This is a genomic window from Stenotrophomonas sp. SMYL86, from assembly GCF_036320025.1.
Classification (GTDB): Bacteria; Pseudomonadota; Gammaproteobacteria; order Xanthomonadales; family Xanthomonadaceae; genus Stenotrophomonas; species Stenotrophomonas maltophilia_A.
Genome location: NZ_JAWIRU010000010.1, coordinates 19,375 through 44,239, shown reverse-complemented (window position 1 = coordinate 44,239; position 24,865 = coordinate 19,375). Strand labels below are relative to the sequence as shown.

The 24,865-nt window shown below is 67.6% G+C and carries 28 protein-coding genes and 1 riboswitch; of the genes, 14 read left to right on the top strand and 14 right to left on the bottom strand.

Annotated features, from left to right (window positions below):
- Positions 1 to 61: 61 nt before the first annotated feature.
- Positions 62 to 285: riboswitch (cobalamin riboswitch) on the top strand.
- 114 nt (positions 286 to 399) lie between these two features.
- Entirely contained in the window at positions 400 to 2,244 is a 1,845-nt protein-coding gene (btuB, locus tag V3B64_RS12515) for a TonB-dependent vitamin B12 receptor (protein WP_329914209.1), read from the top strand.
- 214 nt (positions 2,245 to 2,458) lie between these two features.
- On the opposite strand, the gene gph is transcribed toward btuB, so the two are convergent.
- From gph to V3B64_RS12500, 3 genes are all read right to left on the bottom strand, one after another.
- Positions 2,459 to 3,115 (bottom strand): phosphoglycolate phosphatase, encoded by a 657-nt coding sequence (gene gph, locus V3B64_RS12510; protein WP_329914208.1) that lies wholly within the window; start codon positions 3,113 to 3,115, stop codon positions 2,459 to 2,461.
- A 64-nt stretch (positions 3,116 to 3,179) separates the two neighbouring features.
- Positions 3,180 to 3,971 (bottom strand): class I SAM-dependent methyltransferase, encoded by a 792-nt coding sequence (locus V3B64_RS12505; RefSeq protein ID WP_087921417.1) that lies wholly within the window; start codon positions 3,969 to 3,971, stop codon positions 3,180 to 3,182.
- Positions 3,968 to 4,897 carry a LysR family transcriptional regulator gene (locus tag V3B64_RS12500; RefSeq protein WP_329914207.1) on the bottom strand — a complete coding sequence of 310 codons (930 nt, stop codon included), beginning with the start codon at positions 4,895 to 4,897 and terminating at the stop codon, positions 3,968 to 3,970. The genes V3B64_RS12505 and V3B64_RS12500 overlap by 4 nt, the downstream gene beginning before the upstream one ends.
- Before the next feature lie 108 nt (positions 4,898 to 5,005).
- Between V3B64_RS12500 and V3B64_RS12495 the strand changes: the two genes are divergently transcribed.
- Positions 5,006 to 5,644 (top strand): NAD(P)H-binding protein, encoded by a 639-nt coding sequence (locus tag V3B64_RS12495; protein ID WP_032128733.1) that lies wholly within the window; start codon positions 5,006 to 5,008, stop codon positions 5,642 to 5,644.
- 85 nt (positions 5,645 to 5,729) lie between these two features.
- Positions 5,730 to 6,641, top strand: a complete 912-nt coding sequence (locus V3B64_RS12490) for an MBL fold metallo-hydrolase (protein WP_329914206.1) — start codon at positions 5,730 to 5,732, stop codon at positions 6,639 to 6,641.
- Positions 6,642 to 6,948: 307 nt separating this feature from the next.
- Here V3B64_RS12490 and dinB read toward each other — a convergent pair whose 3' ends face one another.
- Positions 6,949 to 8,043, bottom strand: coding sequence for a DNA polymerase IV (gene dinB, locus V3B64_RS12485; RefSeq protein ID WP_329914205.1), 1,095 nt, complete (start codon positions 8,041 to 8,043; stop codon positions 6,949 to 6,951).
- Positions 8,044 to 8,234: 191 nt separating this feature from the next.
- Between dinB and fabA the strand changes: the two genes are divergently transcribed.
- Positions 8,235 to 8,750, top strand: coding sequence for a 3-hydroxyacyl-[acyl-carrier-protein] dehydratase FabA (gene fabA / locus V3B64_RS12480; RefSeq protein ID WP_005407930.1), 516 nt, complete (start codon positions 8,235 to 8,237; stop codon positions 8,748 to 8,750).
- Positions 8,750 to 9,958 (top strand): beta-ketoacyl-ACP synthase I, encoded by a 1,209-nt coding sequence (fabB, locus tag V3B64_RS12475; protein WP_014645811.1) that lies wholly within the window; start codon positions 8,750 to 8,752, stop codon positions 9,956 to 9,958. The genes fabA and fabB overlap by 1 nt, the downstream gene beginning before the upstream one ends.
- 205 nt (positions 9,959 to 10,163) lie before the next feature.
- Here fabB and V3B64_RS12470 read toward each other — a convergent pair whose 3' ends face one another.
- The 3 genes from V3B64_RS12470 to V3B64_RS12460 are packed head-to-tail and all read right to left on the bottom strand — an operon-like array spanning position 10,164 to position 12,606.
- Positions 10,164 to 10,847, bottom strand: coding sequence for an HAD family phosphatase (locus tag V3B64_RS12470; protein WP_049398344.1), 684 nt, complete (start codon positions 10,845 to 10,847; stop codon positions 10,164 to 10,166).
- Positions 10,844 to 11,545, bottom strand: coding sequence for a pseudouridine synthase (locus tag V3B64_RS12465; protein WP_005407927.1), 702 nt, complete (start codon positions 11,543 to 11,545; stop codon positions 10,844 to 10,846). Before V3B64_RS12465 ends, V3B64_RS12470 begins: the two co-directional genes overlap by 4 nt.
- Positions 11,542 to 12,606 (bottom strand): class I SAM-dependent methyltransferase, encoded by a 1,065-nt coding sequence (locus V3B64_RS12460; protein WP_032128737.1) that lies wholly within the window; start codon positions 12,604 to 12,606, stop codon positions 11,542 to 11,544. The genes V3B64_RS12465 and V3B64_RS12460 overlap by 4 nt, the downstream gene beginning before the upstream one ends.
- Before the next feature lie 156 nt (positions 12,607 to 12,762).
- Between V3B64_RS12460 and V3B64_RS12455 the strand changes: the two genes are divergently transcribed.
- On the top strand, positions 12,763 to 13,026 hold the full coding sequence (locus V3B64_RS12455; protein WP_005407925.1) for a hypothetical protein: 264 nt from the start codon (positions 12,763 to 12,765) through the stop codon (positions 13,024 to 13,026).
- Between the two features lie 165 nt (positions 13,027 to 13,191).
- Here V3B64_RS12455 and V3B64_RS12450 read toward each other — a convergent pair whose 3' ends face one another.
- Both V3B64_RS12450 and V3B64_RS12445 read right to left on the bottom strand, forming a co-directional pair.
- Positions 13,192 to 13,482, bottom strand: coding sequence for a DUF3247 family protein (locus V3B64_RS12450; protein WP_032128738.1), 291 nt, complete (start codon positions 13,480 to 13,482; stop codon positions 13,192 to 13,194).
- 43 nt (positions 13,483 to 13,525) lie between these two features.
- Positions 13,526 to 15,514: an ATP-binding protein gene (locus V3B64_RS12445; protein ID WP_049424820.1), complete on the bottom strand. Its 1,989-nt coding sequence runs from the start codon at positions 15,512 to 15,514 to the stop codon at positions 13,526 to 13,528.
- Between the two features lie 244 nt (positions 15,515 to 15,758).
- Between V3B64_RS12445 and V3B64_RS12440 the strand changes: the two genes are divergently transcribed.
- Positions 15,759 to 16,322, top strand: a complete 564-nt coding sequence (locus V3B64_RS12440; RefSeq protein WP_010484117.1) for a DUF3016 domain-containing protein — start codon at positions 15,759 to 15,761, stop codon at positions 16,320 to 16,322.
- 378 nt (positions 16,323 to 16,700) lie between these two features.
- On the opposite strand, the gene alr is transcribed toward V3B64_RS12440, so the two are convergent.
- Together alr and V3B64_RS12430 are read right to left on the bottom strand one after the other, a co-directional pair.
- Positions 16,701 to 17,771: an alanine racemase gene (gene alr / locus V3B64_RS12435; protein ID WP_329914204.1), complete on the bottom strand. Its 1,071-nt coding sequence runs from the start codon at positions 17,769 to 17,771 to the stop codon at positions 16,701 to 16,703.
- Positions 17,750 to 19,054, bottom strand: a complete 1,305-nt coding sequence (locus V3B64_RS12430) for a D-amino acid dehydrogenase (protein WP_125892441.1) — start codon at positions 19,052 to 19,054, stop codon at positions 17,750 to 17,752. The genes alr and V3B64_RS12430 overlap by 22 nt, the downstream gene beginning before the upstream one ends.
- A 149-nt stretch (positions 19,055 to 19,203) precedes the next feature.
- Here V3B64_RS12430 and V3B64_RS12425 point away from each other — a divergent pair, with 149 nt between their 5' ends.
- On the top strand, positions 19,204 to 19,683 hold the full coding sequence (locus V3B64_RS12425; RefSeq protein WP_005407919.1) for a winged helix-turn-helix transcriptional regulator: 480 nt from the start codon (positions 19,204 to 19,206) through the stop codon (positions 19,681 to 19,683).
- A 56-nt stretch (positions 19,684 to 19,739) separates the two neighbouring features.
- Here V3B64_RS12425 and V3B64_RS12420 read toward each other — a convergent pair whose 3' ends face one another.
- Positions 19,740 to 19,919 (bottom strand): hypothetical protein, encoded by a 180-nt coding sequence (locus V3B64_RS12420; protein ID WP_004140556.1) that lies wholly within the window; start codon positions 19,917 to 19,919, stop codon positions 19,740 to 19,742.
- 144 nt (positions 19,920 to 20,063) lie between these two features.
- Positions 20,064 to 20,441 carry a classical arabinogalactan protein 4 gene (locus V3B64_RS12415; protein WP_201118084.1) on the bottom strand — a complete coding sequence of 126 codons (378 nt, stop codon included), beginning with the start codon at positions 20,439 to 20,441 and terminating at the stop codon, positions 20,064 to 20,066.
- Positions 20,442 to 20,581: 140 nt separating this feature from the next.
- Between V3B64_RS12415 and msrB the strand changes: the two genes are divergently transcribed.
- From msrB to V3B64_RS12390, 5 genes are all read left to right on the top strand, one after another.
- On the top strand, positions 20,582 to 21,049 hold the full coding sequence (msrB, locus tag V3B64_RS12410) for a peptide-methionine (R)-S-oxide reductase MsrB (RefSeq protein ID WP_005415117.1): 468 nt from the start codon (positions 20,582 to 20,584) through the stop codon (positions 21,047 to 21,049).
- A gap of 91 nt (positions 21,050 to 21,140) precedes the next feature.
- On the top strand, positions 21,141 to 21,995 hold the full coding sequence (motA, locus tag V3B64_RS12405; protein WP_032128746.1) for a flagellar motor stator protein MotA: 855 nt from the start codon (positions 21,141 to 21,143) through the stop codon (positions 21,993 to 21,995).
- Positions 21,996 to 21,998: 3 nt separating this feature from the next.
- A complete protein-coding gene (gene motB / locus V3B64_RS12400) occupies positions 21,999 to 22,937 on the top strand; it encodes a flagellar motor protein MotB (RefSeq protein WP_049398339.1) in 939 nt (312 codons plus the stop codon).
- Between the two features lie 128 nt (positions 22,938 to 23,065).
- Complete coding sequence (locus tag V3B64_RS12395; protein WP_005407913.1) at positions 23,066 to 23,554, top strand: hypothetical protein; 489 nt, start codon at positions 23,066 to 23,068, stop codon at positions 23,552 to 23,554.
- A gap of 13 nt (positions 23,555 to 23,567) precedes the next feature.
- Entirely contained in the window at positions 23,568 to 23,843 is a 276-nt protein-coding gene (locus V3B64_RS12390; protein WP_049398338.1) for a DUF4031 domain-containing protein, read from the top strand.
- A 39-nt stretch (positions 23,844 to 23,882) separates the two neighbouring features.
- Here V3B64_RS12390 and V3B64_RS12385 read toward each other — a convergent pair whose 3' ends face one another.
- Positions 23,883 to 24,425 carry a hypothetical protein gene (locus V3B64_RS12385; protein ID WP_005407911.1) on the bottom strand — a complete coding sequence of 181 codons (543 nt, stop codon included), beginning with the start codon at positions 24,423 to 24,425 and terminating at the stop codon, positions 23,883 to 23,885.
- A 90-nt stretch (positions 24,426 to 24,515) separates the two neighbouring features.
- On the opposite strand from V3B64_RS12385, the gene V3B64_RS12380 reads away from it, so the two are divergent.
- Complete coding sequence (locus V3B64_RS12380) at positions 24,516 to 24,764, top strand: DUF3297 family protein (protein WP_012509930.1); 249 nt, start codon at positions 24,516 to 24,518, stop codon at positions 24,762 to 24,764.
- Positions 24,765 to 24,865 lie beyond the last annotated feature (101 nt).

Genomic DNA, 24,865 nt, shown 5'->3' with positions numbered 1-24,865 from the left:
TCTAAGGGCACAGCAAAGGCAGTCGAGCAGGCTCGACGCTACGGGCCGCCTGCGATGCCGTAGACTGCGCGCACTTCCAGGTGACCTGCGGCCACGGCCGGCAGGTTGAAACGGGAAGCCGGTGACGCGTGATTCCACGCCAGGCCGGCGCTGCCCCCGCAACGGTAAGCACGTCAGTTCCAGGCAACAACGCCACTGTGCCGCAGGCATGGGAAGGCGCCTGGACGGTGGCCTCGCGCCACCCGGCGGCAAGCCCGGAGACCGGCCAGGAAGCCTCAGGTCGCGATGCGGTGGGCATGGCGCTGGATGACCGCAGCCTGCGCTGCGGCGTCGGCGCATGCCTGCCTTCGCGGCTCCTCCCCTTCGCCACGCGGGCGTGCGTGGCACCTGGAGTCCCCCATGAAGCTGCAGTCCCGAATGCTGTCCCTGGCCGTGCTGGCCGCCCTGCCCGCGCTGGCCCAGGCCGCCGATGACACCACCGCGCTCGACCAGATCCTGGTCACCGCCACCCGCACCCCGATCGCCCTGCAGGACAGCATCGCGCCGGCCCAGGTGATCGACCGCGCGCAGATCGAATCCAGCCAGGCCACGTCGCTGCAGGAACTGCTGCGCGGCCGCGCCGGCATCAACCTGACCAACTCCGGCGGCCTCGGCAAGCAGAGCTCGCTGTTCCTGCGCGGCACCAACTCGGGCCACACCGTGGTGCTGGTGGATGGCGTGCGCATCAACAGTGCCGACCTCGGCCTGGCCATGTACCAGGACCTGCCGCTGGCGCAGATCGAGCGCGTCGAAATCGTACGCGGCCCGCAGTCCAGCCTGTACGGTGCCGACGCCATTGGTGGCGTGATCCAGATCTTCACCCGCCGCAACCAGGGCGATTTCGCTCCGCACTTCCAGCTCGGCGGTGGCAGCAACGGCCTGCGCGAAGCCAGCGGCGGCATCGGCGGTGGCACCGAACGCGGCTGGTTCGGCGCCGACATCGCCTACCAGCATTCCGACGGCATCGATGCCTGCCGCGGCTCCGCCTCGGTGTTCACCGCGGGCTGCTTTGCCGACGAGCACGACCGCGACGGCTACCGCAACCTGTCCAAGAGCCTGCGCGGCGGCTACAGCTTCAACGACCAGTGGACCGTGGAAGGCAGCGCACTGCGCGCCGACGGCAAGAACCACTACGACGGTTACTACAACTATTCGGAAACCCGCCAGCAGGTGCTCGCTGGCAAAGTGCGCTACACCCCGTCTGAACGCCTGGCTTTCACAGCCAACGTCGGCCGCAGTGACAACGAGTCGGACAACTTCGGCGCACCGGGGGTGTTCGGCAGCGCCCAGACCCATCGTGACAGCGCCTCGCTGCAGGGCGACTTCGGCGTGGCCGAGGGCCAGCTGCTGAGTGCAGGCGTGGATTGGAGCGAAGACAACCTGGACGGCAGCAGCGCCGGATATCTCGTCGACAGCCGCCGCAACACCGGTGTGTTCGTGCAGTACCAGGGCCGCTTCGGCCGCCACCAGCTGCAGGCCAGCGCGCGCAATGACGACAACCAGCAGTTCGGCAACCATGCCACCGGCAGCGTGGGCTGGGCGATGGAACTGGAGCACGGCCTGCGCGTCAATGCCAGCTACGGCACGGCGTTCAAGGCGCCGACCTTCAGCGACCTGTACGACCCGTGGAGCGGCGTGCCGACGTTGAACCCGGAGAAGTCCAAGAGCGCCAACCTCGGTGTTTCGCAGCAGGGCCAGGGCTGGCACTGGGGCCTGGACGTCTATGAGACCCGCATCGATGACCTGATCACCTACGATGCCTCCACGATGAAGATGCGGCAGGTGGAGAAGGCGCGCATCCGTGGTGCCGAGCTGACCGGTGGCGTGCTGTTGGCCGGCTTCGACATCAACGCGCAGCTGAGCTATACCGACCCGCGCAACCGCACCCACGGCAGCACCCAGTTCGACAACTGGCTGCCGCGCCGCGCGCAGCAGACCGCACGCCTGGACATCGACCGCCGCTTCGGTGACGTCCGCGCCGGCCTGACCGTGCAGGGTGCGGGCAAGCGCTATGACAACGCCAGCAACTCGGTGAAGGTTGGCGGCTACGGTACGCTGGACCTGCGCGCCGAGTACGCGCTGACACCGTCGTGGTCGCTGCTGGCGCGCGCCGCCAACGTGTTCGACCGCAAGTATGAAACCGTGGCGTGGTTCAACCAGCCGGGCCGCGAGTACCAGCTGAGCGTGCGTTACCAGCCGAAGTGACCGCGACGGTCATGGTAGTGGCGGGGGGGGGGGGGGGGCCGGCGGGGGCGGGGGGGGGCGGCCCCCGCGGGCGGGGCCCCGCTCCTGGTTGGCCGGGCCGCGCCCCGCAAACACACTCACTGGCGGCCCCCCACCCCGGGGGGCGGCCCCGCGGCCGGCACTACCCATTGCGTCAGCCCGGGTTACCGGCCGGCGACCAGGGATGTCCGTTGCATCAGCCCTGCAACCCCGGCAACTCACGCAGGTCGTCGATCACCGCCACCGCATGCGCGGTGGCCAGGTCCAGGCCGCGCGGATAGCCATAGCGCACCAGCGCGATCGGCATGCCGGCCGCTTCGGCGGCACGGTAGTCGGTCAACGAATCACCCACCATCAGGCAGGTGTCCGCCGGCAACCCGAAGTGCGCGGCGATGTGCCGCAGCGGTTCGCCACTGGGCTTGCGCTGCGGCAGCGAATCTCCGCCCAGCACCAGCGCGAACGCATCACCAATACCCAGATGCTGCAGCAGCGGTGGCACCAGCGCTTCGGGCTTGTTGGTGCAGATCGCCAGCGGCACGTTGCGCGCACGCAGCTGCGTCAGCGCTTCGGCCACGCCATCGAACAGGCGCGGGCTGCGCAGCAGGCACTCACGGTAGTGCACCATGAACACCGGCATCACTTCGGCCAGGTCCACCTCGCGGCCGGCCGCATGCACGGCCTGTTCAACCAGGCGGCGCACACCGTCGCCGATCCAACCGAGCACCGTGGTTTCCGGCACGCGTGCCACACCGATGTCCTCCAGCGTGCGGTTCAGTGCTTCGGCGATATCAGCTGCGCTGTCGACCAGCGTGCCATCAAGGTCGAACACGACCAGCGGATAGGGATACGACAAGGGACGGCACCTGCATGACGTGGGGCCGTCCATTGTACGCCGCTGGTTTTTGCGCCGATCCGCCTCAGCCGATCCGGCGCGCGCGGGTCGCCAGGAAGGTGGGCAGATAGCGATCGATCAGGAAGCGCGGCTGCGGCTGCCAGTCTTCCATGAAGCGATCGATGACGAAGCCGGCATCCAGCTGCCCACCGATCAGTTCGGTCAGGCTGTGGCCGAAGGTCAGCGCGTCACCCCGTGCCAGCTTCGCCTCGCGCTCGGCCGGCGCCAGGTCTTCCAGGTCCGAATAGGGAATGGCGTACTGTGGCCGGATCAGGCCTTGTGCATCCAGCTGCGGATCGCGCGCGCCAACGAACAGCACCGGGTTGTAGAAGCTGGCCATCAGCATGCCATCGCGTGCCAGCACGCGGCGGCACTCGGTCCACACCGGGCGCACATCAGGCACGTACAGGTTCGAGATCGGGTGGAACACCACATCGAAACTGTCGTTGGCAAACACGTGCAGATCGCGCATGTCGCCCTGCACGGTGCGCAGCTGCAGGCCATCGCGCGCGGCGACCCTGCGGTCCTGTTCCAGCTGCCCGTCGGAGAGATCGAACACGGTGACGTCAGCGCCCGCAGCGGCCAGCACCGGTGCCTGCTGGCCACCGCCTGAGGCCAGGCACAGGATGCGACGGCCCCGCACATCACCCATCCAGTCCAGTGGCAACGCGCGGGGCGTCAGGTGCACCTGCCAGCGGCCTTCGCGCGCGGCGGCAATCGTTGAGCTTTCCACCGGGCGCGACCATTCGCGCACTTCGCTGGCCTGGCGGTCCCAGGCAGCACGGTTGTGGTCGATCAAGGCCTGTCCATGGTTCATGTGTTCTCCTTGCCCGGTGGGCGCCAATCCAGATCCTGGAAGGCCGGGCTGGCGAAACACTCGCCCAGGAAATCCAGGAATCGCCGCATGATAGCGGGCTGCTGGCGCCGTGACGCGTACACGGCATGAATGCCGAGTTCGTCCAGGCTGAATCCGGGCAGCAGTTCGATCAGCTCACCGCTGCGCAGCAACGGCGCCACCTGGTAGGTCGGCAGCATGGCGATGCCGGCACCGGCGCGCACCGCCTCCAGCAGCAGCGAGGCCTCGTTGGCACTGATGTTGCCGCCCACCGCCACCGACAGCGAACGCCCATCGCGGTGCAGCTGCCACAGGCTCTTGCCGACGTAGTGGTGAGTCAGGCAGTTGTGCGCAGCCAGATGCTCCGGCGCGGTCGGCGTGCCACGCGCCTGCAGGTAGGACGGCGTCGCGCACAGTACCGAGCGGCAGGTGGCCAGTCGCCGTGCGATCAGGCTGGGGTCGATCTGGCGCGCGATGCGCACGGCCAGGTCCACCCGCTCCTCCACCAGGTTCACGGTGCGGTCGACCAGCAGCAGCTCGATGCGCGCCGCTGGGTGGCGCGCCACGAAGCCGGCCACCGCCCGCGCCAGGTGGCTTTGCCCGAACGAGACACTGGCGGTCACCCGCAGCGTGCCATGCGGCTCGGGATCATCACTGGCCAGCTCGCCCTGCAGTTCTTCGCCGATCGCCAGCATCTGCCGGAAGCGCGCCAGCGCCGCCTCACCGGGGCCGGTCAGGCTGACCCGGCGCGTGGTCCGGTGCAGCAGGCGTGCGCCCAGCCAGCTCTCGACCTCGGCCAGGTAGCGGCTGACCATCGCCCGCGACATGTCCAGCACCTCGGCGGCGGCGGTGAGGCTGCCGCGCTCGGCCACCTCGACGAACACGGTCATGGCGGTCAATCGGTCCATATGCTCGATCCATGCAACAAACAAGCGCGTTATACGCTGTTTTTCGAGCAACTGCAGCAGCCTAGAGTGGCCCCATTCCCACCCCACACCGCCCCACGGAGTCCTGCCATGAAAATCGCCCTCGTTGGTTCCACCGGCAACATCGGCCGCCAGATCGCCCGCCACGCGCTGGCCCGCGGCCACGAACTCACTGTCATCGTGCGCAGCGCGCAGGACCTGCCGGCCGAGCTGGCCGGTGCCCATCCGGTGATCGCCTCGCTGGATGACCAGGACGCGCTGGTTGCCGCCATCACCGGCCACGACGTGCTGGCCAGTGCCTACGGCCCGCGCCCGGGCGATGACATCGGCCGCGTCGGCGAGATCGCCGCGCAGCTGGCCGCCGCCGCACGCAAGGCCGGCGTGCCCCGCCTGGTGGTGGTCGGTGGCGCCGGCAGCCTCGAAGTCGCACCCGGCGTGCAGCTGGTCGATACCCCCACCTTCCCGGAGGCCTACAAGCCGTACGCACTGGCCCACCGTGAGGCGTTCAACCGCCTGCAGGCAGTGGATGACCTGGACTGGACCTTCTTCTCGCCGGCCGCCGAAATCGGCCCGGGTGAAGAGCGCGGCCAGTACCGCGTGCAGGCCAAGGCCTTCCTCGCTGATGCCAGCGGCCACAGCCGCATCAGCTACGCCGACTACGGCGCGGCGTTCGTCGCCGAGCTGGAAGCGCACCAGTACCCGAAGCAGATCATCACTGCGGCGTACTGATGCCAGGCCGCCGGGCATGGCCCGGCGCTACCCACCTGTGAGCCAGGCCCACGCCCGGCTCGCCGTCCGCCACAAGGAATGCCCCATGCGTACCGCTGCCCTGCTGCTTCCCCTCGCCCTGGCCGCCAGCTTCACCAGTGCGCCACTGCTCGCCGCGCCGGCCGCCGCAGCGCCGGCCACAGCCACGAAATCCCAGCTGCACCTGCAGACCTTCCATCCCGGCCCGCAGGCGATGTTCTCGGTGTCCTCGGTGCTGATCGAAGGCCGCCACGACGCGATCCTGGTCAATGCGCAGTTTGGTGCCAGCGACGCGCGCAAGCTGGTCGAGCTGATCCGCGCCAGCGGCAAGCAGCTGACCACCATCTACATCAGCCACGGCGATCCGGACTACTACTTCGGCCTGGCCACGCTGCAGGACGCGTTCCCGCAGGCGCGCATCGTCGCCACTGCGCAGACCGTCGCCCACATCCAGCAAACCCAGGCCGGCAAGCTGGCCTACTGGGGACCGAAGATGGGCGCCGACGTGCCGGCGCGCATCGTGGTGCCGCAGGTGCTGGACGGCGATGCCCTGCAACTGGAAGGCCAGCGCCTGCCGCTGATCGGCCTCGATGGCCCGACCCCGGACCGCACGGTGCTGTGGGTGCCGTCGCTGCGCGCGATCGTCGGTGGTATTCCGGTGGTGGCCGGTGAACACGTGTGGATGGCCGACACGCAGACGCCGAAGTCGCACACCGACTGGCTGCAGACCCTGCAGCGGCTGCAGGCACTGAAGCCGAAGGTGGTGGTGCCGGGGCATTACGCGCCGGGTGCGGCGTTGGATGCCAGTGCGCTGCGCTTCACCTCGGACTACATCCGCGCGTTCGATGTTGAGGCGGCAAAGGCGAAGGACAGTGCGGCACTGGTGAAGGCGATGCAGGCGCGCTACCCGAAGCTGGCGGGCGTGGCGTCGCTGGAGTTGAGTGCGAAGGTGGCCAAGGGCGAGATGCAGTGGCCATGAGGTAGGGAGTTTTCTTTTGCAGGGCTGCGCCCTGCACCTGCTCAATGCAACGGCAACAGCCGAAGCAACAGCAACAGCTGGCTATCCGTGGGATTCCGTGGGATGGCGGGGTGGGTCCGGTTGCGGGGGACGCCGTGAATCCGTCCATGGAGGCTCGGTCGCGCCATCCATGGCGCTCACGCCCCCGCAACCGGACCCACCCCGCCTTCGACAGTTCTCTGCGATCTGCCTAGATGGCATGTCTCCGCAACCTGTCTGGATGGCATGACCTGCTCTTGGTAGGTGTCGACCTTGGTCGACACGAAGATCAGCTAGGTGGGGACTCGTTCGGCCCGTGCTCGAACAATTCGCCCTGCACCATCGGTTCCTTTTCGCGGAAGCCGCCCAGCCCGACGCCGACCAGGCGGTAACGTGTCTCCGCCGGCAGGTCGACGCGGGCGCGCAGGGCCAGGGCGATGTCGCGCAGTTCTTCCATCGATTCCGGCGGGCGCTCCGGGGTGAAGCTGCGGGTGAGGATGCGGAACTGCGCGGTCTTCAGTTTCAGCACCACGGTGTGGCCGACGCGTTCGGTCTTGCGCGTGGCATTCCAGGTCTTCTCTGCCAACTGCACGATCGCCTCCCCCAGGTCTTCCAGCGGCAGATCCTCGGCGAAGGTGTCCTCGGAGGAAATCGACTGCACCTGCTGGTCCGGCTCCACCGGCCGCTCGTCGATGCCGCGTGCGCGGTTGTACAGGCTGCGGCCGAAACTGCCGAACGCCTCTTCCAGGTCGATCAGTGCCCACTGCCGCAGGTCGCCGCAGGTGACGATGCCGCGCGCGGCCAGCTTGCCTTCCATCACCTTGCCGACGCCGGGCACGCGGTTCACCGGCAATGGCAGCAGGAAGGCGTCCACCCGCTGCGGTGGAATCACGAACTGGCCGTCGGGCTTGCGCCAGTCCGAAGCGATCTTGGCCAGGAACTTGTTCGGCGCGATCCCGGCTGAAGCGGTCAGGTTCGTCTCCTCGCGGATCTGCGCGCGGATGGCACGGGCGATATCGGTGGCCAGTTCGATGCCGCTCTTCGGCTCGGTCACGTCCAGGTAGGCCTCGTCCAGCGACAGCGGCTCGACCCGGTCGGTATGGCGCAGGAAGATCGCGCGTACCTGTTGTGACACCGCCTTGTAACGCGCGAAGTCCGGCGGCACGAAGATCGCGTCCGGGCATAGGCGCTCGGCACGGACGGCAGGCATCGCCGAACGCACGCCAAACACGCGTGCCTCGTACGACGCCGCGCACACCACCGAGCGCGCGCCGCGCCATGCCACAACCACCGGCTTGCCGCGCAGTGACGGATCGTCGCGCTGCTCCACCGACGCGTAGAACGCGTCCATGTCGACGTGGATGATCTTGCGCAGTCGGGTCATGTCAGGCGGAAAGGGCGGGGGCGTGCCGAACGGGCCACACGCCGAAGTATGGTCGTTGCACATCAACAGGATGCGCGTATTCCATTGAAAACACTACGGTTGCGTACGGTTGAAATGTTTGATCGGCGCAGTTTCCACGGGCATCCTCGAGCGCTTGTTTCCCTGTTTCCCCGCTTCCAGGATTGTGCTTCATGACCCGTCTCCACGCGTTCAACCGCGAACAGCTGCTGGCCAGCGCACGCGGTGAACTGTTCGGCACCGCCGCCGGCCGTTTGCCCAACGATCCGATGCTGATGTTCGACCGCATCACCGACATCCGCGAGGACGGCGGACCGCATGGCAAGGGCATGGTACGCGCCGAACTGGATATCCGCCCGGACCTGTGGTTCTTCGGCTGCCACTTCATCGGCGACCCGGTGATGCCCGGCTGCCTCGGCCTGGATGCCATGTGGCAGCTGACCGGCTTCTTCCTGACCTGGCTGGGCGCCCCCGGCAAGGGCCGCGCCCTGGGCTGCGGCGAGGTGAAGTTCACCGGCCAGGTACTGCCGGAGGCCAAGCTGGTGCGCTACGAGATCGACATCAGCCGTGTCATCAACCGCAAGCTGGTGATGGCCCAGTCGGACGCCCGCATGTACGTGGATGACCGCGAAATCTACAGCGCGCGCGACCTGCGCGTCGGCCTGTTCACTGAAACCGGGAGCTTCTGATGCGTCGCGTCGTCATCACCGGCATGGGCATCACGTCCTGCCTCGGCAATGATCTGGATACCGTTTCGGCTGCGCTGCGCGAAGGGCGCTCGGGCATCACCGCCCTGGCCGACCACGCCGAAGCGGGCCTGCGCAGCCAGGTAGGCGGTCGCGTCGACCTCGACCTGGAGGCGCTGATCGACCGCAAGCAGAAGCGCTTCATGAGCGATGCGGCGGCCTTCGCCTACCTGTCCATGCGCGATGCGATCGCCGATGCCGGGCTCAGCCCCGAGCAGGTCAGCAACCTGCGCACCGGCCTGATCGCCGGTTCCGGCGGCGGCTCCAGCGAATGGCAGATCGGCGCAGTCGACCTGCTGCGCGAACGCGGTGTGCGCAAGGTCGGCCCGTACATGGTGCCGCGCACGATGTGCTCGACGGTCTCGGCCTGCCTGGCCACCGCCTACCAGATCAAGGGTGTCAGCTACTCGCTGTCGGCCGCCTGCGCGACCTCGGCGCACTGCATCGGCGCCGCCGCGGACATGATCCGCCATGGCGCGCAGGACATCATGTTCGCCGGTGGCGGTGAAGACCTGCACTGGTCGATGAGCGTGATGTTCGATGCGATGGGTGCGCTGTCGACCAGCTTCAACGAGACCCCGGCCAGCGCCTCGCGTCCGTACGACAAGGACCGCGACGGCTTCGTCATCGCCGGTGGCGGCGGCATGCTGGTGCTGGAGGACTACGACCACGCCGTTGCGCGCGGTGCGCACATCCATGCCGAGCTGATCGGCTATGGCGTGACCTCCGATGGCGCCGACATGGTCGCGCCGTCCGGTGAAGGCGCGGTGCGCTGCATGAAGATGGCGCTGCAGGGCGTCGATCGTCCGCTGGACTACCTCAACACCCACGGCACTTCCACGCCGCTGGGCGACGTCACCGAGCTCAACGCGATCCGCGAAGTGTTCGGCGATGCGGTGCCACCGCTGTCCTCGACCAAGGCGTTGTCCGGCCACTCGCTGGGTGCGGCCAGCGTGCATGAGGCGATCTACTGCCTGCTGATGATGCGCGATGGCTTCGTTGCCGGTTCGGCCAACATCGGCGAACTGGACCCGAAGGTGGAAAGCTTCCCGATCCTGCGCGAGAGCCGCGAGCAGAAGCTGGATACCGTGATGTCCAACAGCTTTGGCTTCGGTGGCACCAACGCGGCGCTGGTGTTCGGCCGGGTGTGATGGGAAGGCGTGCCGACCAACGGTCGGCACCCGTAGAGTCGAGCTTGCTCGACTGCATTGAAAAGCGTGCCAACCAAGGTTGGCACCTACCGGGGCGTTTGGGCGTGCCAACCAAGGTTGGCACCTACCGGGGCATTGGGTGTGCCAACCAAGGTTGGCACCTACCGGGGCATTGGGTGTGCCGACCCACGGTCGGCGCCCACCGTTACCTCGGCAGCAGCGGCAGCAGCAGCGCGTGCGCGTCCACCAGCGAGCCGACGATGCGGTGGCCCAGTGCGCGCAGCTCTTCATCCGGATGCACCAGGTCCGGCACCTGGATCACGGTCATGCCGGCCGCCAGCGCTGCACGCGTGCCGGCCGGTGAGTCTTCCAGCGCCAGGCAGCGCTCGGGCACCTGGCCCAGCCGCTGCGCGGCCAGCAGGTAGATATCCGGCGCCGGCTTCGGCCGCGCCACATCACCACTGGTGATCACGGCATCGAAATACGGCAGCAGGCCGGCAGCGGCCAGCTTGCGGTTGGCCCGCGGCTGCCGCGTGGTGGTTGCCACCGCGCGCGGTACCGCGTGCGCTTTCAGCAGCTCCAGCAGCTCCAGAATGCCCGGACGCAGCGGCAGGCCGGTCTGTGTGCGTGCTTCGTACAGCTCATGGCAGCGTGCGGCCACCGCTTCGATCACGCTGTCCTCGATACCCTGCGCACGCAGCAGCGCGTGCGTGTCACGGTCACCGAGGCCGACCATGCGCAGGAACACGGTCTCGTCCAGGCCCAGCCCGAATTCGTCGGCCGCCTCGCTCCAGCAGGCCAGCGAGACCCGCTCGCTGTCGATCATCAGGCCGTCCATGTCAAAGATGACGGCGTCGGGCAGGAACGGCAGCGCAGCGATGGTGGTCATGGAGCGAACAGCGTATCCAGATCGGTGGAGGTGAGCTGCCGCCATTGCCCCTCGTCCAGTCCCTGCAGGTCCAGCCCGCCGACGCGGCTGCGGTGCAGGGCCTGCACGTGGTTGCCGGTGGCGGCGAACATGCGGCGTACCTGATGGTAGCGGCCTTCATGCAGTACCAGGCGTGCGCGACGCGCATCCAGCACTTCCAGTTCAGCCGGCAGCAGGGGGGTCTTCTCGGACTCCAGCATCAGCGTACCGCTGGCGAACAACGCCACTTCGTCGCCGCGCAGGTCGTCGCTCAGTTCCACTTCGTAGACCTTGGGCAGCTTCGACTTCGGCGAGATGATCCGGTGCAGCAGGCCGCCATCGTCGGTCAGCAGCAGCAGGCCGCTGGTCTCGCGGTCGAGGCGGCCCACGGTGGACAGCACCGGATCGCGGTCGCGGAAGCGCGGCGGCAGCAGGTCGTAGATCAGGCGGCCGGTGTCCTTGGTCGAACAGGTGTAGCCGGCCGGCTTGTGCAGCGCGATCGACAGCCCCACCGGCGGGTCCAGCGGCTCGCCGTCGACCCGGATCGCCTCGTGCGGCACCTGGTCGTCGGCATACAGCACCTCGCCGTCGGCGTCGGTGACGCGGCCTTCGCGGAACATCCACTGCACCTGCTTGCGGCTGCCATAGCCCAGGTTGGCGATAAGCTTGACCAGCTTCACTTGCCCTTCCCCTTCACCGCTTCCACCAGCTTGAAGCCATCACGCTCGGCGATCACGCGCACCGCGCCAAAGCTCTCGTTGAGCGTGTACTCGTACGGCAGGTGGCGGTTGGCCACCACGTACAGGCGTCCGCCCGGGCGCAGCGCCTGCGCGGCCACGGCGATGAAGCGCTGGCCGATGTCCGGGCGATCGGCGCGCGAGGGCGTGTGGAACGGCGGGTTGCTGATGATGACGTCGTAGCCCGGCTCGATGCCGGCGGTGACGTCCTGCCACAGGAAGCGCAGCGGCAGCGCGCGCGGCGGCGGCGCCAGGTTCAGTTCGGCCAGGGCCAGCGCACGCTGCTCGGCTTCGTACAGATCCAGCGCGGTGATCTTCGGGCAGCGTTCCAGCAGCTCGCGCGACAGGTAGCCATAGCCCGCGCCGAGGTCGGCGGCACGCCCGGCCAGGTCGGCCGGCAGGTGCTCGGCCAACAGCGCCGACGCCGGGTCGATGCGATCCCAGGCGAACACGCCCGGGCGGCTGAGGAAACGGCCGCCGACGATCGGCCGCACCGCATCCAGTGCCGACCAGCGCTTGGCCAGGTCGGCGTCGTGCTGGCCCTGCATCGGGGCGGTCCAGTACACGCGACAGTGGTTCTTGGTCAGGCTGCCGCCGAGGCCGGTCAGTTGCTTGAGGTCACCCTCGCCCGAACGTGCGCCTTCGTTGTTGGACTGGCAGGCGACGATGCGGCCGCCGTCGGCGACCAGCGCCAGCGCGCGCGCGAACAGGGCACGGGCCTCCTCGCGCTGGCGCGGCGGCAGCACCAGCACCAGCGGGTAGCGGCCCTTGCCGGCCACATCATCCAGCTGGCCGCTGACGGTCCAGCCGGCGGCCTGCTGCAGCGGCTGTGCGAACGGGGCAAAGCTCTGCTCGCAATGCACTTCGCGGTTGCCGGCCACTTCGCGCAGCGGCCAGCCGTCGCGGGCACGCAGGAAGGCCACCGGGCCCTCCGGCCAGCGCAGGGCGCCTTGGGAGAACGGCAGGAACAGGGTCTGCAGGGGGGCGTCGTCGCTGGAGGCCATCGGCGCGGGTACTTCAAGCGTGAGGGCCGTCCATTGTACCGGCTTGGCCGGGCCGGCCCCGGCGGCCGCTTTGCGAAACCCGAACGGGGCCTTGATCTGCCAGCAACATTGAAACGTTCAGGGTAGAGGCTCCCCCGGAAACCCAGGAGAACCTGCATGCGAGCCTTGTTCGTCGGTGGCGTGGTCGACAACAGTGAAATGGACCTGGAAGGCAGCCATCCGCCCGTGCATTACCCCGAGGACACCGGCGGTGGCCACTCGCGCTACCGGCTGCACCAGGTCGGCCATGGTGCCGACGGAAGCGTGGCCTATGCGGTGTACGGCGCACCGGACCTGGCCGACGACGAGGTGGCCCGGGTCGCTGAAGAACGCGCCTACGCGCGCCGTTTCGAGGCGACGCCTACGTTGTTCGAGCATTGATCCCAACAGCCACGCATGGCGTGGCTCTACTGCAACCTCTGGAAAATCCACGCTGTGCGTGGACGGCATGAGGCCTGGCCGATGACGAGGTCACGCACATCCATGCGTGGCCCTTTCCATTTCCGTAGATCCACGCCATGCGTGGATGGGGTTGGCAGGTTGCCGTCAGACCCTGGGCGGCAACCTGCGGATGCTGGCGATCTCGTCCAGCCACACGTGGTGCTGCTGCACCGGCGTATCGTAGTCATCCAGGCGCAGCTGGCCGTTGCTGCCTTCGTCGCCGGCCTCGTTGCGGTATTGCTGCACCGTCGGTTTCACGGCGACGGTGCCGAGCAGTCGGCGACCATCCTGCAGGGTCAGTTCCACCTGCGTTTCGCCTTCCAGCTGCGGCAGCAGGGCTTCCAGGCGCGCGATCTGCGCCGGATCGGTATGGATGCGGGGAGCTGTACGGGACATCGGCGACCTCCTGCGTGCAGGGTCGCCGATCGGCCGTGAATGCTCAGTGCAGCGCGCTGTCCGCGCGTGGCACCTGCACTTTGCGTACCGCAGCCACCAGCTGTGCCACCGAGTACGGCTTGGCCACGTGTTCCTGGAAGCCCGACGCCAACGCTCGGCGCCGGTCATCGGCACGTGCCAGCGCGGTCACGGCAACCGCCGGCAGGGTCATCGCATCCACGCCCATGTCCTCGCGCAGCGTGCGCACCAGGCCATAGCCATCCATGCCCGGCATGCCGATGTCGGTGAGCATCACGTGGTACTGCAGGTGCCCGGTATCGGCCAGCAGCGCCAGCGCTTCACCGGCCGAGCTGGCTGCCGACACGCTTGCGCCCTGCTCTTCCAGCATGCGCCGCAGGTATTCCAGCACTTCCGGCTGGTCTTCCACCGCCAGCACGTGCATGCCACGCAGCGGATACGGCTCGACGATCACCGGCTCCAGGATCGGTCCGCTGATCACTTCGCGCAGCGGCCGCCGTTCGGCATCGGGAATGTGCTGCGGCAGGCGCACGGTGAAGGTGGCGCCGTGGCCATGGCCCTCGCTGGCAGCGGTGACGGTACCGCCATGCAGTTCAACCAGCTGCTGCACGATGGCCAGGCCCAGGCCGAGGCCGCCATGGCGTCGGGTGGTGGTGCCATCGGCCTGGCGGAAGCGGCTGAACAGATGATTGAGGAATTCGGGCGCGATGCCGTCGCCGGTGTCGCGCACGGTGATCACCCAGTGGTTGCCGTCGGCCTGCAGCTGCAGATCGATGCGGCCTTCGGCCGGGGTGAACTTGATCGCATTCGACAGCAGGTTCCACAACACCTGCTGCAGGCGGGTGGCATCGCCCAGCACCAGGCTGGGCTGCTCCGGCAGCTGCAGGCTCACGTCCAGCGCCTTGCCTTCGGCGACCAGCTCCTGCGCGCCGATGGCTTCGCCCAGCAGGTCGCGCAGGTCCAGTATCTCCACCTCCAGCTGCACCTTGCCCAGCAGCATGCTGCTGAGGTCGAGCATGTCCGAGATCAGCCGCTTCTGCGCACCGGCGCTGTTGGCGATCACGTTCAGGCCCTTGTACAGCGGGCTGGTGTTGTCCACGCGCTGCAGCAGCAGTTCGCTCCAACCGAGGATGGTGGTCAGTGGCGTACGCAGTTCATGCGACAGCGTGGCCAGGAACTCGTCCTTCAGCCGTGCCATGTTCTCGGCTGCGCTGCGCGCGGCACGCTCGGACTGCAGCAGCTCCTCGCGGGCCAGTTCGATCTCGCGGCGTTCGGTCACGTCCGGGCTGCTGCCGGCCAGGCCGATGAAGCGGCCCATCCGCGAGAAGCGTGGACGCGCGTTCATCTCCAGCCAACGCCAGTCGCCATCGGCGCGTCGGGCCCGCACCAGCGCATGCATCGACCGCTGTGCCTTCAGCGCTTCCTGCAGTTCGTACTCGAACACCGACGCATCGTCCGGGTGCACCAGGCCACGCCAGACGTCTTCCGGCACGCGCGTCTCGTCGCCGCCGAAGAACTCACTGAAAGCGCTGTTGACGAAACGGGCGTGGCCGCGCTCGTCGAGCACCCACACCGGCATCGGCAGGCCATCGGCCAGCGCACTGAAGCGGGCTTCGCTTTCGCCCAGCTCCACTTCCATCTGCTTGCGCGCGGTGATGTCGAAGAACAGGATGCCGACCTTGTCCTCACCCGGGCGGCCCACGCGCACCGCATCCACCGCGAACGAGCGGCCCAGCGCACGCGCTTCCATCTCGAACTGTGCCGGCCGGCCACTGCGGGCAACTTCGCCGTAGATGCGGAACCAGTCTTCCTCGTGGCCCGGTTCCAGCGCCGTCATGCGCTGGCCACGCGCATCCTTCAGGCCGGTGTGGCGCTCGAAGGCGTCGTTGACCTCGATGAAACGATAGTCGACCGCACGATCGCCCTCGAACAGCACCTGGATCACGCAGAAACCGGCGTTGATGCGCTCAAGCACGCCATGATGCAGGTCGGGTTCGGGCGCCGGCACCATCATCGGTGGGCGCTCCACGAGGGGCGGCAGTGTGGACAAGGGCGTCAGTGCAGGCCGGGTTGGAGGCACAGCATCTTCCAAAGGGCGTATTCACAGCGTCAAGCGCCGTCAGTCATGGTTGACGACGATGAATTGGCGGCAACCACTCTTGTGCATGACGCAATCTGCCATTGCGGCGGCCCGGCCGCAGGATCACACTCGATCCGTGATCAACATCGTCCCCATCGCGGGGACGCAGGAGACCGTCATGAAACGCTCACTCGCGATTGCCCTGCTGGCAGGCGCCCTGGTGGCGGGCGGCGCCAACGCTGCACCGCGCACCGTGACCGATGCGGACGCGCCACGTGCGTTGCAGGCCGATGGCCCGGTCAGCGTGAAATGGGAGGACCCGGCCAAATTCACCGAGATCCGCCAGAGCACCAACCGCTTCGAGGCCGAGCGTGGCGACTGGGTACAGCAGCTGGCACGCTACCTGCAGACCACCGCCGCCAAGCCGCTGCAGCCTGGGCAGACCCTCGATGTGACCCTGGTCGACATCAAGCGCGCCGGTGACTACGAGCCGTGGCACGGCCCGCGTGGCCGCGACATCCGGATCATGCGCGACATCTACCCGCCGCGGATCAGCCTGCAGTACACGTTGAAGGATGCCAGCGGCCGTATTGTCAGCGAGGGCGATGCGCGCCTCAGCGATACCGGCTACCTGCACAACCTGGGGCTGAAGAGCGACAGTGACCCGCTGCGCTACGAGAAGCGCCTGATCGATGACTGGGTGAAGCGGCAGCTGGCCAGCCAGGCCACCGCCGCGCGATGATCCCGGGCGGCGCGACCCACCGGTAGGTGTCGACCTTGGTCGACACGCATTCAAAGCGCCGACCAAGGTCGGCCGCTACCAGAGCCGAGCGCGCCGACCAGTCCCTACCGGTAGGTGTCGACCTTGGTCGACACGCATTCAGAGCGCCGACCAAGGTCGGCCGCTACCAGAGCCGTGCGCGCCGACCGGTCCCTACCGGTAGGTGTCGACCTTGGTCGACACGCAATCACGGCGCCGACCAAGGTCGGCCGCTACCAGAGCCGCGCCCGGCGACCACTGCGCGTAAAGCCCGTCGGTAGGTGTCGACCTTGGTCGACACGCATTCAAAGCGCCGACCAAGGTCGGCCGCTACCAGAGCCGTGCACGGCCAGCGTTCGGTCAATCCTGATAGACCTTCGCCACGCGCTTGACCGCGCAGGGCAGCTGGTACGCACTCACGCCGCAGCGCGGCGCCAGTTCGGACAGCGTCGGTGCACTGCCCCACAGTTCCACCACGCTGCCGATGCCGGCCTGCGCGTGCGCGGTCAGGTCCACGGTCAGCATGTCCATCGACACGCGCCCGATCAGGGCACCGGGCTGACCATCGATCAGCACCGGGGTGCCATTCGGGGCGAACTGCGGATAACCGTCGGCATAGCCGAGCGCGACCACGCCCACGCGGGTGCGTGCCTTGGCCACGAAGCGCGCGCCATAGCCCACCGGCTCACCGGCCTCGATCCAGCGTTCGGCGATCACCTTCGACTGCATCGTCATCACCGGGCGCAGGCGCTCGGTCAGCGCGGTGTTGTCCGGCAGCGGGTTGGCACCGTACAGCATCAGGCCCGGGCGCACCCAGTCGCTGCGTACATCCGGCCAGCCCAGCAGCGCCGGCGAGTTGCACACACTGGTCTCGCCTTCCAACCCGTCAGTGGCGCGGGCGAAGGTCGCGGCCTGCTCGTGGGTGCGCTCGCTGTCCAGCTCGTCGGCGCGTGCCAGGTGGGTCATCAGCACGATGCGTTCGACCTGCGGCAGCGCCAACAGGCGTGCATGCGCCGCACGGAAGCTGTCCACGTCCAGGCCGAGGCGATGCATGCCGCTGTCCAGCTTCAGCCACACCGTCAGCGGGCGCGGGCTGTCGAACGCGACCAGGGCTTCCAGCTGCCACGGCGAGCCCACCGCGAACCAGAAATCGTGTTCGGCCACCAGCGCCATGTCGCTGGGCTCGAAGATGCCTTCCAGCAGCAGGATCGGCGCACGGATGCCGGCCTGGCGCAGTTCCAGCGCCTCTTCGATGGTGGCCACGCCGAAACCATCGGCCTCGCCTTCCAGTGCCTGCGCACAGCGCACTGCGCCGTGGCCATAGGCATCGGCCTTGATGATCGCCAGGGCCTTGCCACCGCCCAGTTCACGGGCGAGCCGGTAGTTGCTGCGCAGGGCGCCCAGATCGATCAGCGCGCGGGCAGGACGCATGTGCGGTTCTCTTGTTGCGGCGCGTGACCGTACTGGCCGTAGCGGAAAATATCCAGGCCTTCGGTGCTGATCTGCGGCTGGCGCGCGCTCATCAGGTCGGCCAGGTAGCGGCCCGAGCCGCAGGCCATGGTCCAGCCCAGCGTGCCGTGGCCGGTGTTGAGGTACAGGTTGCGGAATGGCGTGGCGCCGATCACCGGCGTACCGTCCGGCGTGGCCGGGCGCAGGCCGGTCCAGAACTGCGCGCGCGTCAGGTCGCCTCCCTTCGGGTAGAGATCGCTGACCACCAGCTCCAGGGTCTCGCGACGGCGCTGCGACAGCGACAGGTCGAAGCCGGCCACTTCGGCCATGCCACCGACGCGGATGCGGTCGTCGAAGCGGGTCACCGCCACCTTGTAGCTCTCATCGAGGATGGTCGAGGTCGGCGCCATCGCCGGGTCGGTGATCGGCAAGGTCAGCGAGTAACCCTTCAGCGGATACACCGGCAGGCGCATGCCCAACGATGCGACCAGCGCCGGCGAGTAGCTGCCGAGCGCGACCACGAAGCGGTCGGCGGTTTCCAGCTTGCCGTCGATGCGCACGCCAGTGATGCGGTCGCCATCGAATTCCAGGCCGGTGATGTCCTGGTCGAAACGGAACTCGACACCGGCATCCACGCACATCTGCGCCAGGCGGCGGGTGAACAGCTGGCAGTCGCCGGTCTGGTCACGCGGCAGGCGCAGCGCGCCGACCAGGCCATCGACATGGGCCAGGGCCGGTTCGGCCTGGATGATGCCGGCGCGGTCCAGTACCTCGTACGGCACGCCGTACTGGGCCAGGATCTCGATGTCCTGCGCCGAGGCATCCAGCTGCTGCTGGGTGCGGAACAGCTGGGTGGTGCCCAGGTCGCGGCCTTCGAACTCGATGCCGATCTGCGCGCGCAGCTCGTTCAGGCAGTCGCGGCTGTACTCGGACATGCGCACCATGCGCGCCTTGTTGATCGCGTAGCGCTCGTGGGTGCAGTTGCGCAGCATCTGCCACAGCCAGCGGTACTGGGCCAGGTCCATGCCCGGCTTGATCGCCAGCGGCGCATGCTTCTCGAACAGCCAACCGATGGCCTTCTTCGGCACGCCCGGGGCGGCCCATGGCGAGGTGTAGCCGAACGACAGCTGGCCGGCATTGGCAAAGCTGGTTTCCAGCGCCGGGCCGGGTTGGCGGTCGATGACCGTGACTTCAAACCCGGCCTGTCGCAGGTACCAGGCACTGGTGGTGCCGATCACGCCGCTGCCGAGAACTAGGACTCGCATGGGACTTCTCCAACCCGATCATTCCCTGCACTGGAGCGTGCCGGGACCATAATTGGGGAAGTATAGACAGCCATTCCCAGTTGATTTGCCTGATTTGCAATCAACCGGCAGGATGTTCTCCTGCAATTCATTCCCCAAGGTTGACGGCCATGGCCACCCGTACCCGCGAACTGGACAAGATCGATCGCAAGATCCTGCGCATCCTGCAGGCCGAGGGCCGTATCTCCTTCACCGAACTGGGCGAGCGGGTCGGCCTGTCCACCACCCCATGCACCGAGCGCGTGCGCCGGCTCGAGCGCGAAGGGGTGATCACCGGCTACCACGCCCACCTCGACCCGGCGGCGGTGAAAGCCAGCCTGCTGGTGTTCGTGGAGATCAGCCTGGCCTACAAGTCCGGCGACATCTTCGAGGAGTTCCGGCGCGCGGCCCTGAAGCTGCCCAACGTGCTGGAGTGCCATCTGGTCTCGGGCGACTTCGATTACCTGCTGAAGGCGCGGATCAGCGAAATGGCCTCCTACCGCAAGCTGCTCGGCAGCACCTTGCTGACACTGCCGCATGTACGAGAGTCGAAGAGCTACATCGTGATGGAAGAAGTGAAGGAAACGCTGAGCCTGCCGATTCCGGATTGAGTCCGGAACGGTAGTGGGGCCAGATCCCGTGCAGCGGGCTCTGACCCCCGGGTCCGTCAGCGCTGCTGCGGATGCTTCTGCGAGCGCTGTTCCTGCTGCTTGCCGCCCTTGTGCGGCTGCTGCGGGTCCATCTGTTGCTGTTGCTGCTGTTGCTGCGGGTTGCGGCCCTGCGGTTCCTTGCCGGGATGACGGTTCTGCTGGTTTTTCATGATCGCGATCCAGTGGACGAAGGACATGCGGCGGCGCAATGCCGGCGCACGGTCACGTTGGTCCCGGAACGGTTAATCGCAGGCGAAAAAGCAGTGATCTGCAGCAGGTTGTTTTCGTGCGTTCAGGCCGGACAGCGTGCGGTAGCAGCCAACCTCGTCTGGCACCCGAGATCAGCGCTTGATCTGCTGGCCATCGCCGGCCGGCACGCTGTCGTAATAGCGGCCGGTACGCGAATCGAACACGCGGTTCGGACCGGCCGGGCGTACCCCGGGGACGATGCGGCCATTGCGGTCGTACACCTTGTCGGCCGGCTTCGGTGCCGGGGTGGGCGCGATCTGGGCGGGACCGGTGGACCTGATCGGCTGCGCCGGCTGCGCCGACGGCAGGACCTGCGGCTGCGGGCGGGCGGCCTGCGGCGGCGGCATCACCGGCTGCGGTGCCACGGTGGTGGCACTGCGGGTGGCGGTCGGGCTCGACGACGTCGGTACCTGGGCCTGCGCGACCAGGGGCAACAGGGCCATCAACAGCAGGGAAAGGGTCGGTTTCATGTCACGCTCCGGCGTGGATCACATTCACCTTGCGCCTGCACCTGTGTGCCGGCCATGAACGGCCATCACACTTGCAAGCGCGCGCCGGCACCCCCACGTTTTCCGCCATCCCCAGGCCATCAACCCCACGGAGCGCCGCCATGACTGCCTTCGACCTGACGCCCCCCACCGCCACCCAGACCGAGGCGCTGATCGCCGGCCTCAGCAGTGAAGAGCGCCGCGTGCTGCTGCAGCACGGTACCGAGGCGCCGTTCTGCGGCGTGTTCCTCGACAACAAGCGCGAGGGTGTCTACTGCTGCCGGCTGTGCGCACTGCCGCTGTTCCGCTCCAGCACCAAGTTCGATTCCGGCACCGGTTGGCCGAGCTTCTTCGCCCCGTTCGACCCGGCACACGTGCGCGAAATCCGCGATACCAGCCACGGCATGGTCCGCACCGAGATCACCTGCGCGCGCTGCGGCAGCCACCTGGGTCACGTTTTCCCGGACGGCCCGCCGCCCACCTACGAGCGCCACTGCCTGAACTCCGTCTCACTTTCGTTCACCGGCAATGGCGAGCCCTGGCCCGACCCGTTGCAGCGTGGCGGCGCCGAAAGCGGCGTGGCGGGCTGAAACACCCCGCTGACCGATTTCACAGAATTCCCTCTTCAGAAATCCGGGCGACGGGCCGACAAGGAGATATCCCCTCTCCTTGCGTCGCCCCATGCTCATCATCGTTGGATTCCTGGTCGTCATCGTCAGCGTGATCGGGGGCTATCTCGGTGCCCACGGCCGCCTGGGTGCCCTCTGGCAGCCCTACGAGCTGGTCATCATCGGTGGCGCCGCGCTCGGCGCCTTCCTGGTCGGCACTCCGGCCAAGACGGTCAAGCAGACCCTGCAGGCCATGGTCGGCGTGTTCAAGGGCCCGCGCTACAAGCAGCAGGACTACATCGATGTCCTCAGCCTGCTCTATGAACTGCTCAACAAGGCCCGCCGCGAAGGCTTCATGGCGCTGGAAGACCACGTCGAGCGCCCGGCCGAAAGCGCGCTGTTCGGCAACTACCCCAAGGTGCAGGCCGACCACCACCTGATCGACTTCATCACCGACTGCCTGCGCCTGATGATCGGCAGCAACATCGAGCCACACGAGCTGGAGCCGCTGCTGGAACTGGAGCTGGAAAAGCACCACGCCGAGGCCATGGCGCCGTCGCAGGTGCTGACCAAGGTCGCCGACGGACTGCCCGGTTTCGGCATCGTCGCGGCGGTGCTCGGCATCGTCATCACCATGGGTTCGATCGGCGGGGATATCGTCGAGGTCGGCGGCCATGTTGCCGGCGCGCTGGTCGGCACCTTCCTGGGCATCCTGCTGGGCTACGGTTTCGTCGGCCCGATGGCGGCCGCGATGGAAGCGCGCGCCGAGCAGGACAGCCGCATCTACGAATCGGTGAAGACCGCGCTGCTGGCCTGCCTGCGTGGCTACAACCCGAAGATCGCGCTGGAATTCGCCCGCAAGACGCTGCCGTCGAACGTGCGCCCGGCCTTCTCCGATTTCGAGCAGCACCTGAAGACGGTCAAGTAAGCCATGGCCGAGACCAAGCCCACCGTCATCGTCCGCCGGGTCAAGAAGGCCGGCCACGCCGCCCATCATGGCGGTTCGTGGAAGGTGGCCTATGCCGACTTCGTGACCGCGATGATGGCCTTCTTCCTGGTGCTGTGGCTGATGGCCACCACCAACAAGAACGACCGTGCGGCCATTTCCGAGTACTTCCGCAACCCCAGCCCGCTGAGCGGGCAGAACGCCACGCCGGCGCCCGGCATGGCCGGCCCAGGTGGCGCCAGCACCTCGATGATCAAGCTGGGTGGTGCCACCGACATCTCGCGGGGCAGCAGCAACGATCCCTTCCAGAACCAGAAGGAAGCCGTGCCGCAGCCGGTGGACCAGCAGCAGCGCGACAAGCAGCAGCTGGAAGCGCTGATGAAGGAACTGCAGGAAGCGATCAGCAAGAGCCAGGCACTGGAGCCGTTCAAGGACCAGCTGCTGCTGGATCTGACCCCGGAAGGCCTGCGCATCCAGATCGTGGACAAGCAGAACCGGCCGATGTTCGACCTCGGCAGCGCCACGCTGAAGCCGTACACGCAGCAGATCCTGCACGAGCTGGCCAATTACCTGAACCACGTGCCGAACCGGATCAGCCTGACCGGCCACACCGACATCACCGCCTATTCGGCCGCGCGCGGCTACGGCAACTGGGAACTGAGCGCCGATCGTGCCAACGCCGCACGGCGCGCACTGGTGGACGGCGGCCTGGAGGACAGCAAGATCACCCGCGTGGTCGGCCTGTCTTCGTCGGTGCTGTTCGACAAGGCCGACCCGCAGAATCCGATCAACCGCCGCATCAGCATCGTGGTGATGACCCAGGCCGCCGAAGCAGCCGCCCTGGCCGGTGCCGGCCCGCAGGTGGGGCTGTCGGCCCCCGCCGCCGACCCGGACGTGCAGGCCGCGCAGGGGCCGGCAAAGTAAACGGTAGGTGCGGACCTTGGTCCGCACATCCGGGAAAAGCGTGCGGACCAAGGTCCGCACCCACCAGGGGCATGACCCGGCGCACCCGCTACAATGGCGGTCTTTCCGTTTCCAGGTGACTCCACCCCATGTCCCAGAACTCCAAGGCCAAGCGCGACAAGCGCAAGAAGCAGCAGGCCAAGCGCCCGTTCCTCCGCCTGAACGCGCAGCAGCAGGTGCAGAACCATGCCGTGCTGACCAACGAAGACGGCCAGGTGGTTGCGGCCATCGGCCTGCAGGGCCGTGAGTGGCTGCTGGCCATCGGCGGCCAGACCATGGGCAATGCCGAGAACCCGGTGCCGATGCTGGCCATGCTCAAGCACCTGGCCAACGTGCAGGAGAAGGAAGGCCGCAAGGTCAACCTGGAGTACTCCGAACTGCTGCAGAAGCTGCTGGACACCCTGGCCGCCGAATCCGAGCAGACCGCCGACGAGTACCTGGACAAGCTGGTCGCCGAGTTCGAAGGCGTCGACGCTGCTGAGGGCGAGGAAGGCGAAGCCGCCGAGGGCGACGTGGCCGAAGAAGCCGCTGCCGAGGCCGCTCCGGCCGCTGACAGCGACAGCAAGCCGCAGGCCTGAACCGGCCGCGGCGGTGACGGTCTACGTCGATGACGCGGTGCATCCCTGGCGCGGACAGCGCTGGGCGCACCTGATGGCCGACACCCTGGCCGAGCTGCACGCGATGGCGGCGCAGCTCGGCATTCCCCCGCGGGCCTTCCAGAACAAGGCCAGCGGCGCCCACTACGACGTCACCGCCGAGCTGCGTACGCAGGCGATCGCGCTCGGCGCGCAGGCGATCTCAAGGCACACCGACCGCGCGCTGGTCAAAGCGGTGATCGCCAACGCCAGGGCGCAGTACCGGCCGTAGATGGGAGCGCCGGGCATGGCCCGGCGCTACCAATCAATCTCAGAACGGGTCGCTGCCCAGGCGGATTTCCACGTTCAGCAGCGAGCACAGCGCCAGCATCGCGTCGTCGTCGCGGGTCAGCGCCATCACGCCGGTGAAGCCGTCGCTGCCGGCATCCACGCTCCACAGCGTGTAGTTGTGCTCGCGCAGGCGGTCGAAGGCGGTGGACATCAGCTGCACGCCGTCCAGGTCTTCGGCGAAGTCCTCGTCGTCCAGGTCGCCGCCCCAGTCCAGCTGCAGGTTGAAGCGCGCCGACAGCTCGTTCACCGCCGACTGCAGCGATTCCAGGTCATCTCGTTCCACCTCGAAACCGGACTGCCAGGCGATGGCCGTGAACAGCGCCGGCAGCCAGTCGCTATCCGCTTCCAGCGGCTGCCCGTCCTCGGCCAGGTGCTCGCGCCAGCGGTTGAACTGCTGCAGGGCCAGCTCTTCGTCGCCCGGGTTGATCAGTACCAGCAGGTTCCAGACCCGCGCCTCGAAGCCGTCTTCGTCGAAGTCGTGGATGTCTTCCTCGAAGTCGAAATAGTCGCTGTTGTCGGGCATGGCGGAACTTCCTCTGGGGCAGGCCGGCATTCTACGGTTTATCCTGTGCCGCTGAAGCCGGCCTTGGTGGCCGTCACTGTGAATGAAGCGATGAGCGATACCCCTCCCGACCACCTGGCGATCAACCCGGCCAGCCCCTTCCATGATGCGCAGGCGCTGGAGCGCGGCGTTGGCGTGCGTTTCAACGACGTCGAGCGCGACAACGTCGAGGAATACTCGGTCAGCGAAGGCTGGATCCGCGTGCAGGCCGGCAAGGCCCGCGACCGCCGCGGCAACCCGATGACCATCAAGGTCAAGGGCAAGGTCGAGGCGTATTTCCTGGAAACGAAGCCGGAATAACCGGCTTGTGTAGAGTCGAGCCATGCTCGACTGCTTTCCGTTCCGGGGGGCTGTCGGCGGGGGGGCCGGGAGGGGAGGCTCGGGGGGCTCGTCAGTAGGCG

Coding starts and splice junctions, on each gene's coding strand:
- btuB (WP_329914209.1), top strand. CDS start 400: ATGAAGCTGCAGTCCCGAATGCTGTCCCTGGCCGTGCTGGCCGCCCTG.
- V3B64_RS12505 (WP_087921417.1), bottom strand. CDS start 3,971: ATGAACCATGGACAGGCCTTGATCGACCACAACCGTGCTGCCTGGGAC.
- V3B64_RS12500 (WP_329914207.1), bottom strand. CDS start 4,897: ATGGACCGATTGACCGCCATGACCGTGTTCGTCGAGGTGGCCGAGCGC.
- V3B64_RS12495 (WP_032128733.1), top strand. CDS start 5,006: ATGAAAATCGCCCTCGTTGGTTCCACCGGCAACATCGGCCGCCAGATC.
- V3B64_RS12490 (WP_329914206.1), top strand. CDS start 5,730: ATGCGTACCGCTGCCCTGCTGCTTCCCCTCGCCCTGGCCGCCAGCTTC.
- dinB (WP_329914205.1), bottom strand. CDS start 8,043: ATGACCCGACTGCGCAAGATCATCCACGTCGACATGGACGCGTTCTAC.
- fabA (WP_005407930.1), top strand. CDS start 8,235: ATGACCCGTCTCCACGCGTTCAACCGCGAACAGCTGCTGGCCAGCGCA.
- fabB (WP_014645811.1), top strand. CDS start 8,750: ATGCGTCGCGTCGTCATCACCGGCATGGGCATCACGTCCTGCCTCGGC.
- V3B64_RS12470 (WP_049398344.1), bottom strand. CDS start 10,847: ATGACCACCATCGCTGCGCTGCCGTTCCTGCCCGACGCCGTCATCTTT.
- V3B64_RS12460 (WP_032128737.1), bottom strand. CDS start 12,606: ATGGCCTCCAGCGACGACGCCCCCCTGCAGACCCTGTTCCTGCCGTTC.
- V3B64_RS12455 (WP_005407925.1), top strand. CDS start 12,763: ATGCGAGCCTTGTTCGTCGGTGGCGTGGTCGACAACAGTGAAATGGAC.
- V3B64_RS12450 (WP_032128738.1), bottom strand. CDS start 13,482: ATGTCCCGTACAGCTCCCCGCATCCATACCGATCCGGCGCAGATCGCG.
- V3B64_RS12445 (WP_049424820.1), bottom strand. CDS start 15,514: ATGATGGTGCCGGCGCCCGAACCCGACCTGCATCATGGCGTGCTTGAG.
- V3B64_RS12440 (WP_010484117.1), top strand. CDS start 15,759: ATGAAACGCTCACTCGCGATTGCCCTGCTGGCAGGCGCCCTGGTGGCG.
- alr (WP_329914204.1), bottom strand. CDS start 17,771: ATGCGTCCTGCCCGCGCGCTGATCGATCTGGGCGCCCTGCGCAGCAAC.
- V3B64_RS12430 (WP_125892441.1), bottom strand. CDS start 19,054: ATGCGAGTCCTAGTTCTCGGCAGCGGCGTGATCGGCACCACCAGTGCC.
- V3B64_RS12425 (WP_005407919.1), top strand. CDS start 19,204: ATGGCCACCCGTACCCGCGAACTGGACAAGATCGATCGCAAGATCCTG.
- V3B64_RS12420 (WP_004140556.1), bottom strand. CDS start 19,919: ATGTCCTTCGTCCACTGGATCGCGATCATGAAAAACCAGCAGAACCGT.
- V3B64_RS12415 (WP_201118084.1), bottom strand. CDS start 20,441: ATGAAACCGACCCTTTCCCTGCTGTTGATGGCCCTGTTGCCCCTGGTC.
- msrB (WP_005415117.1), top strand. CDS start 20,582: ATGACTGCCTTCGACCTGACGCCCCCCACCGCCACCCAGACCGAGGCG.
- motA (WP_032128746.1), top strand. CDS start 21,141: ATGCTCATCATCGTTGGATTCCTGGTCGTCATCGTCAGCGTGATCGGG.
- motB (WP_049398339.1), top strand. CDS start 21,999: ATGGCCGAGACCAAGCCCACCGTCATCGTCCGCCGGGTCAAGAAGGCC.
- V3B64_RS12395 (WP_005407913.1), top strand. CDS start 23,066: ATGTCCCAGAACTCCAAGGCCAAGCGCGACAAGCGCAAGAAGCAGCAG.
- V3B64_RS12385 (WP_005407911.1), bottom strand. CDS start 24,425: ATGCCCGACAACAGCGACTATTTCGACTTCGAGGAAGACATCCACGAC.
- V3B64_RS12380 (WP_012509930.1), top strand. CDS start 24,516: ATGAGCGATACCCCTCCCGACCACCTGGCGATCAACCCGGCCAGCCCC.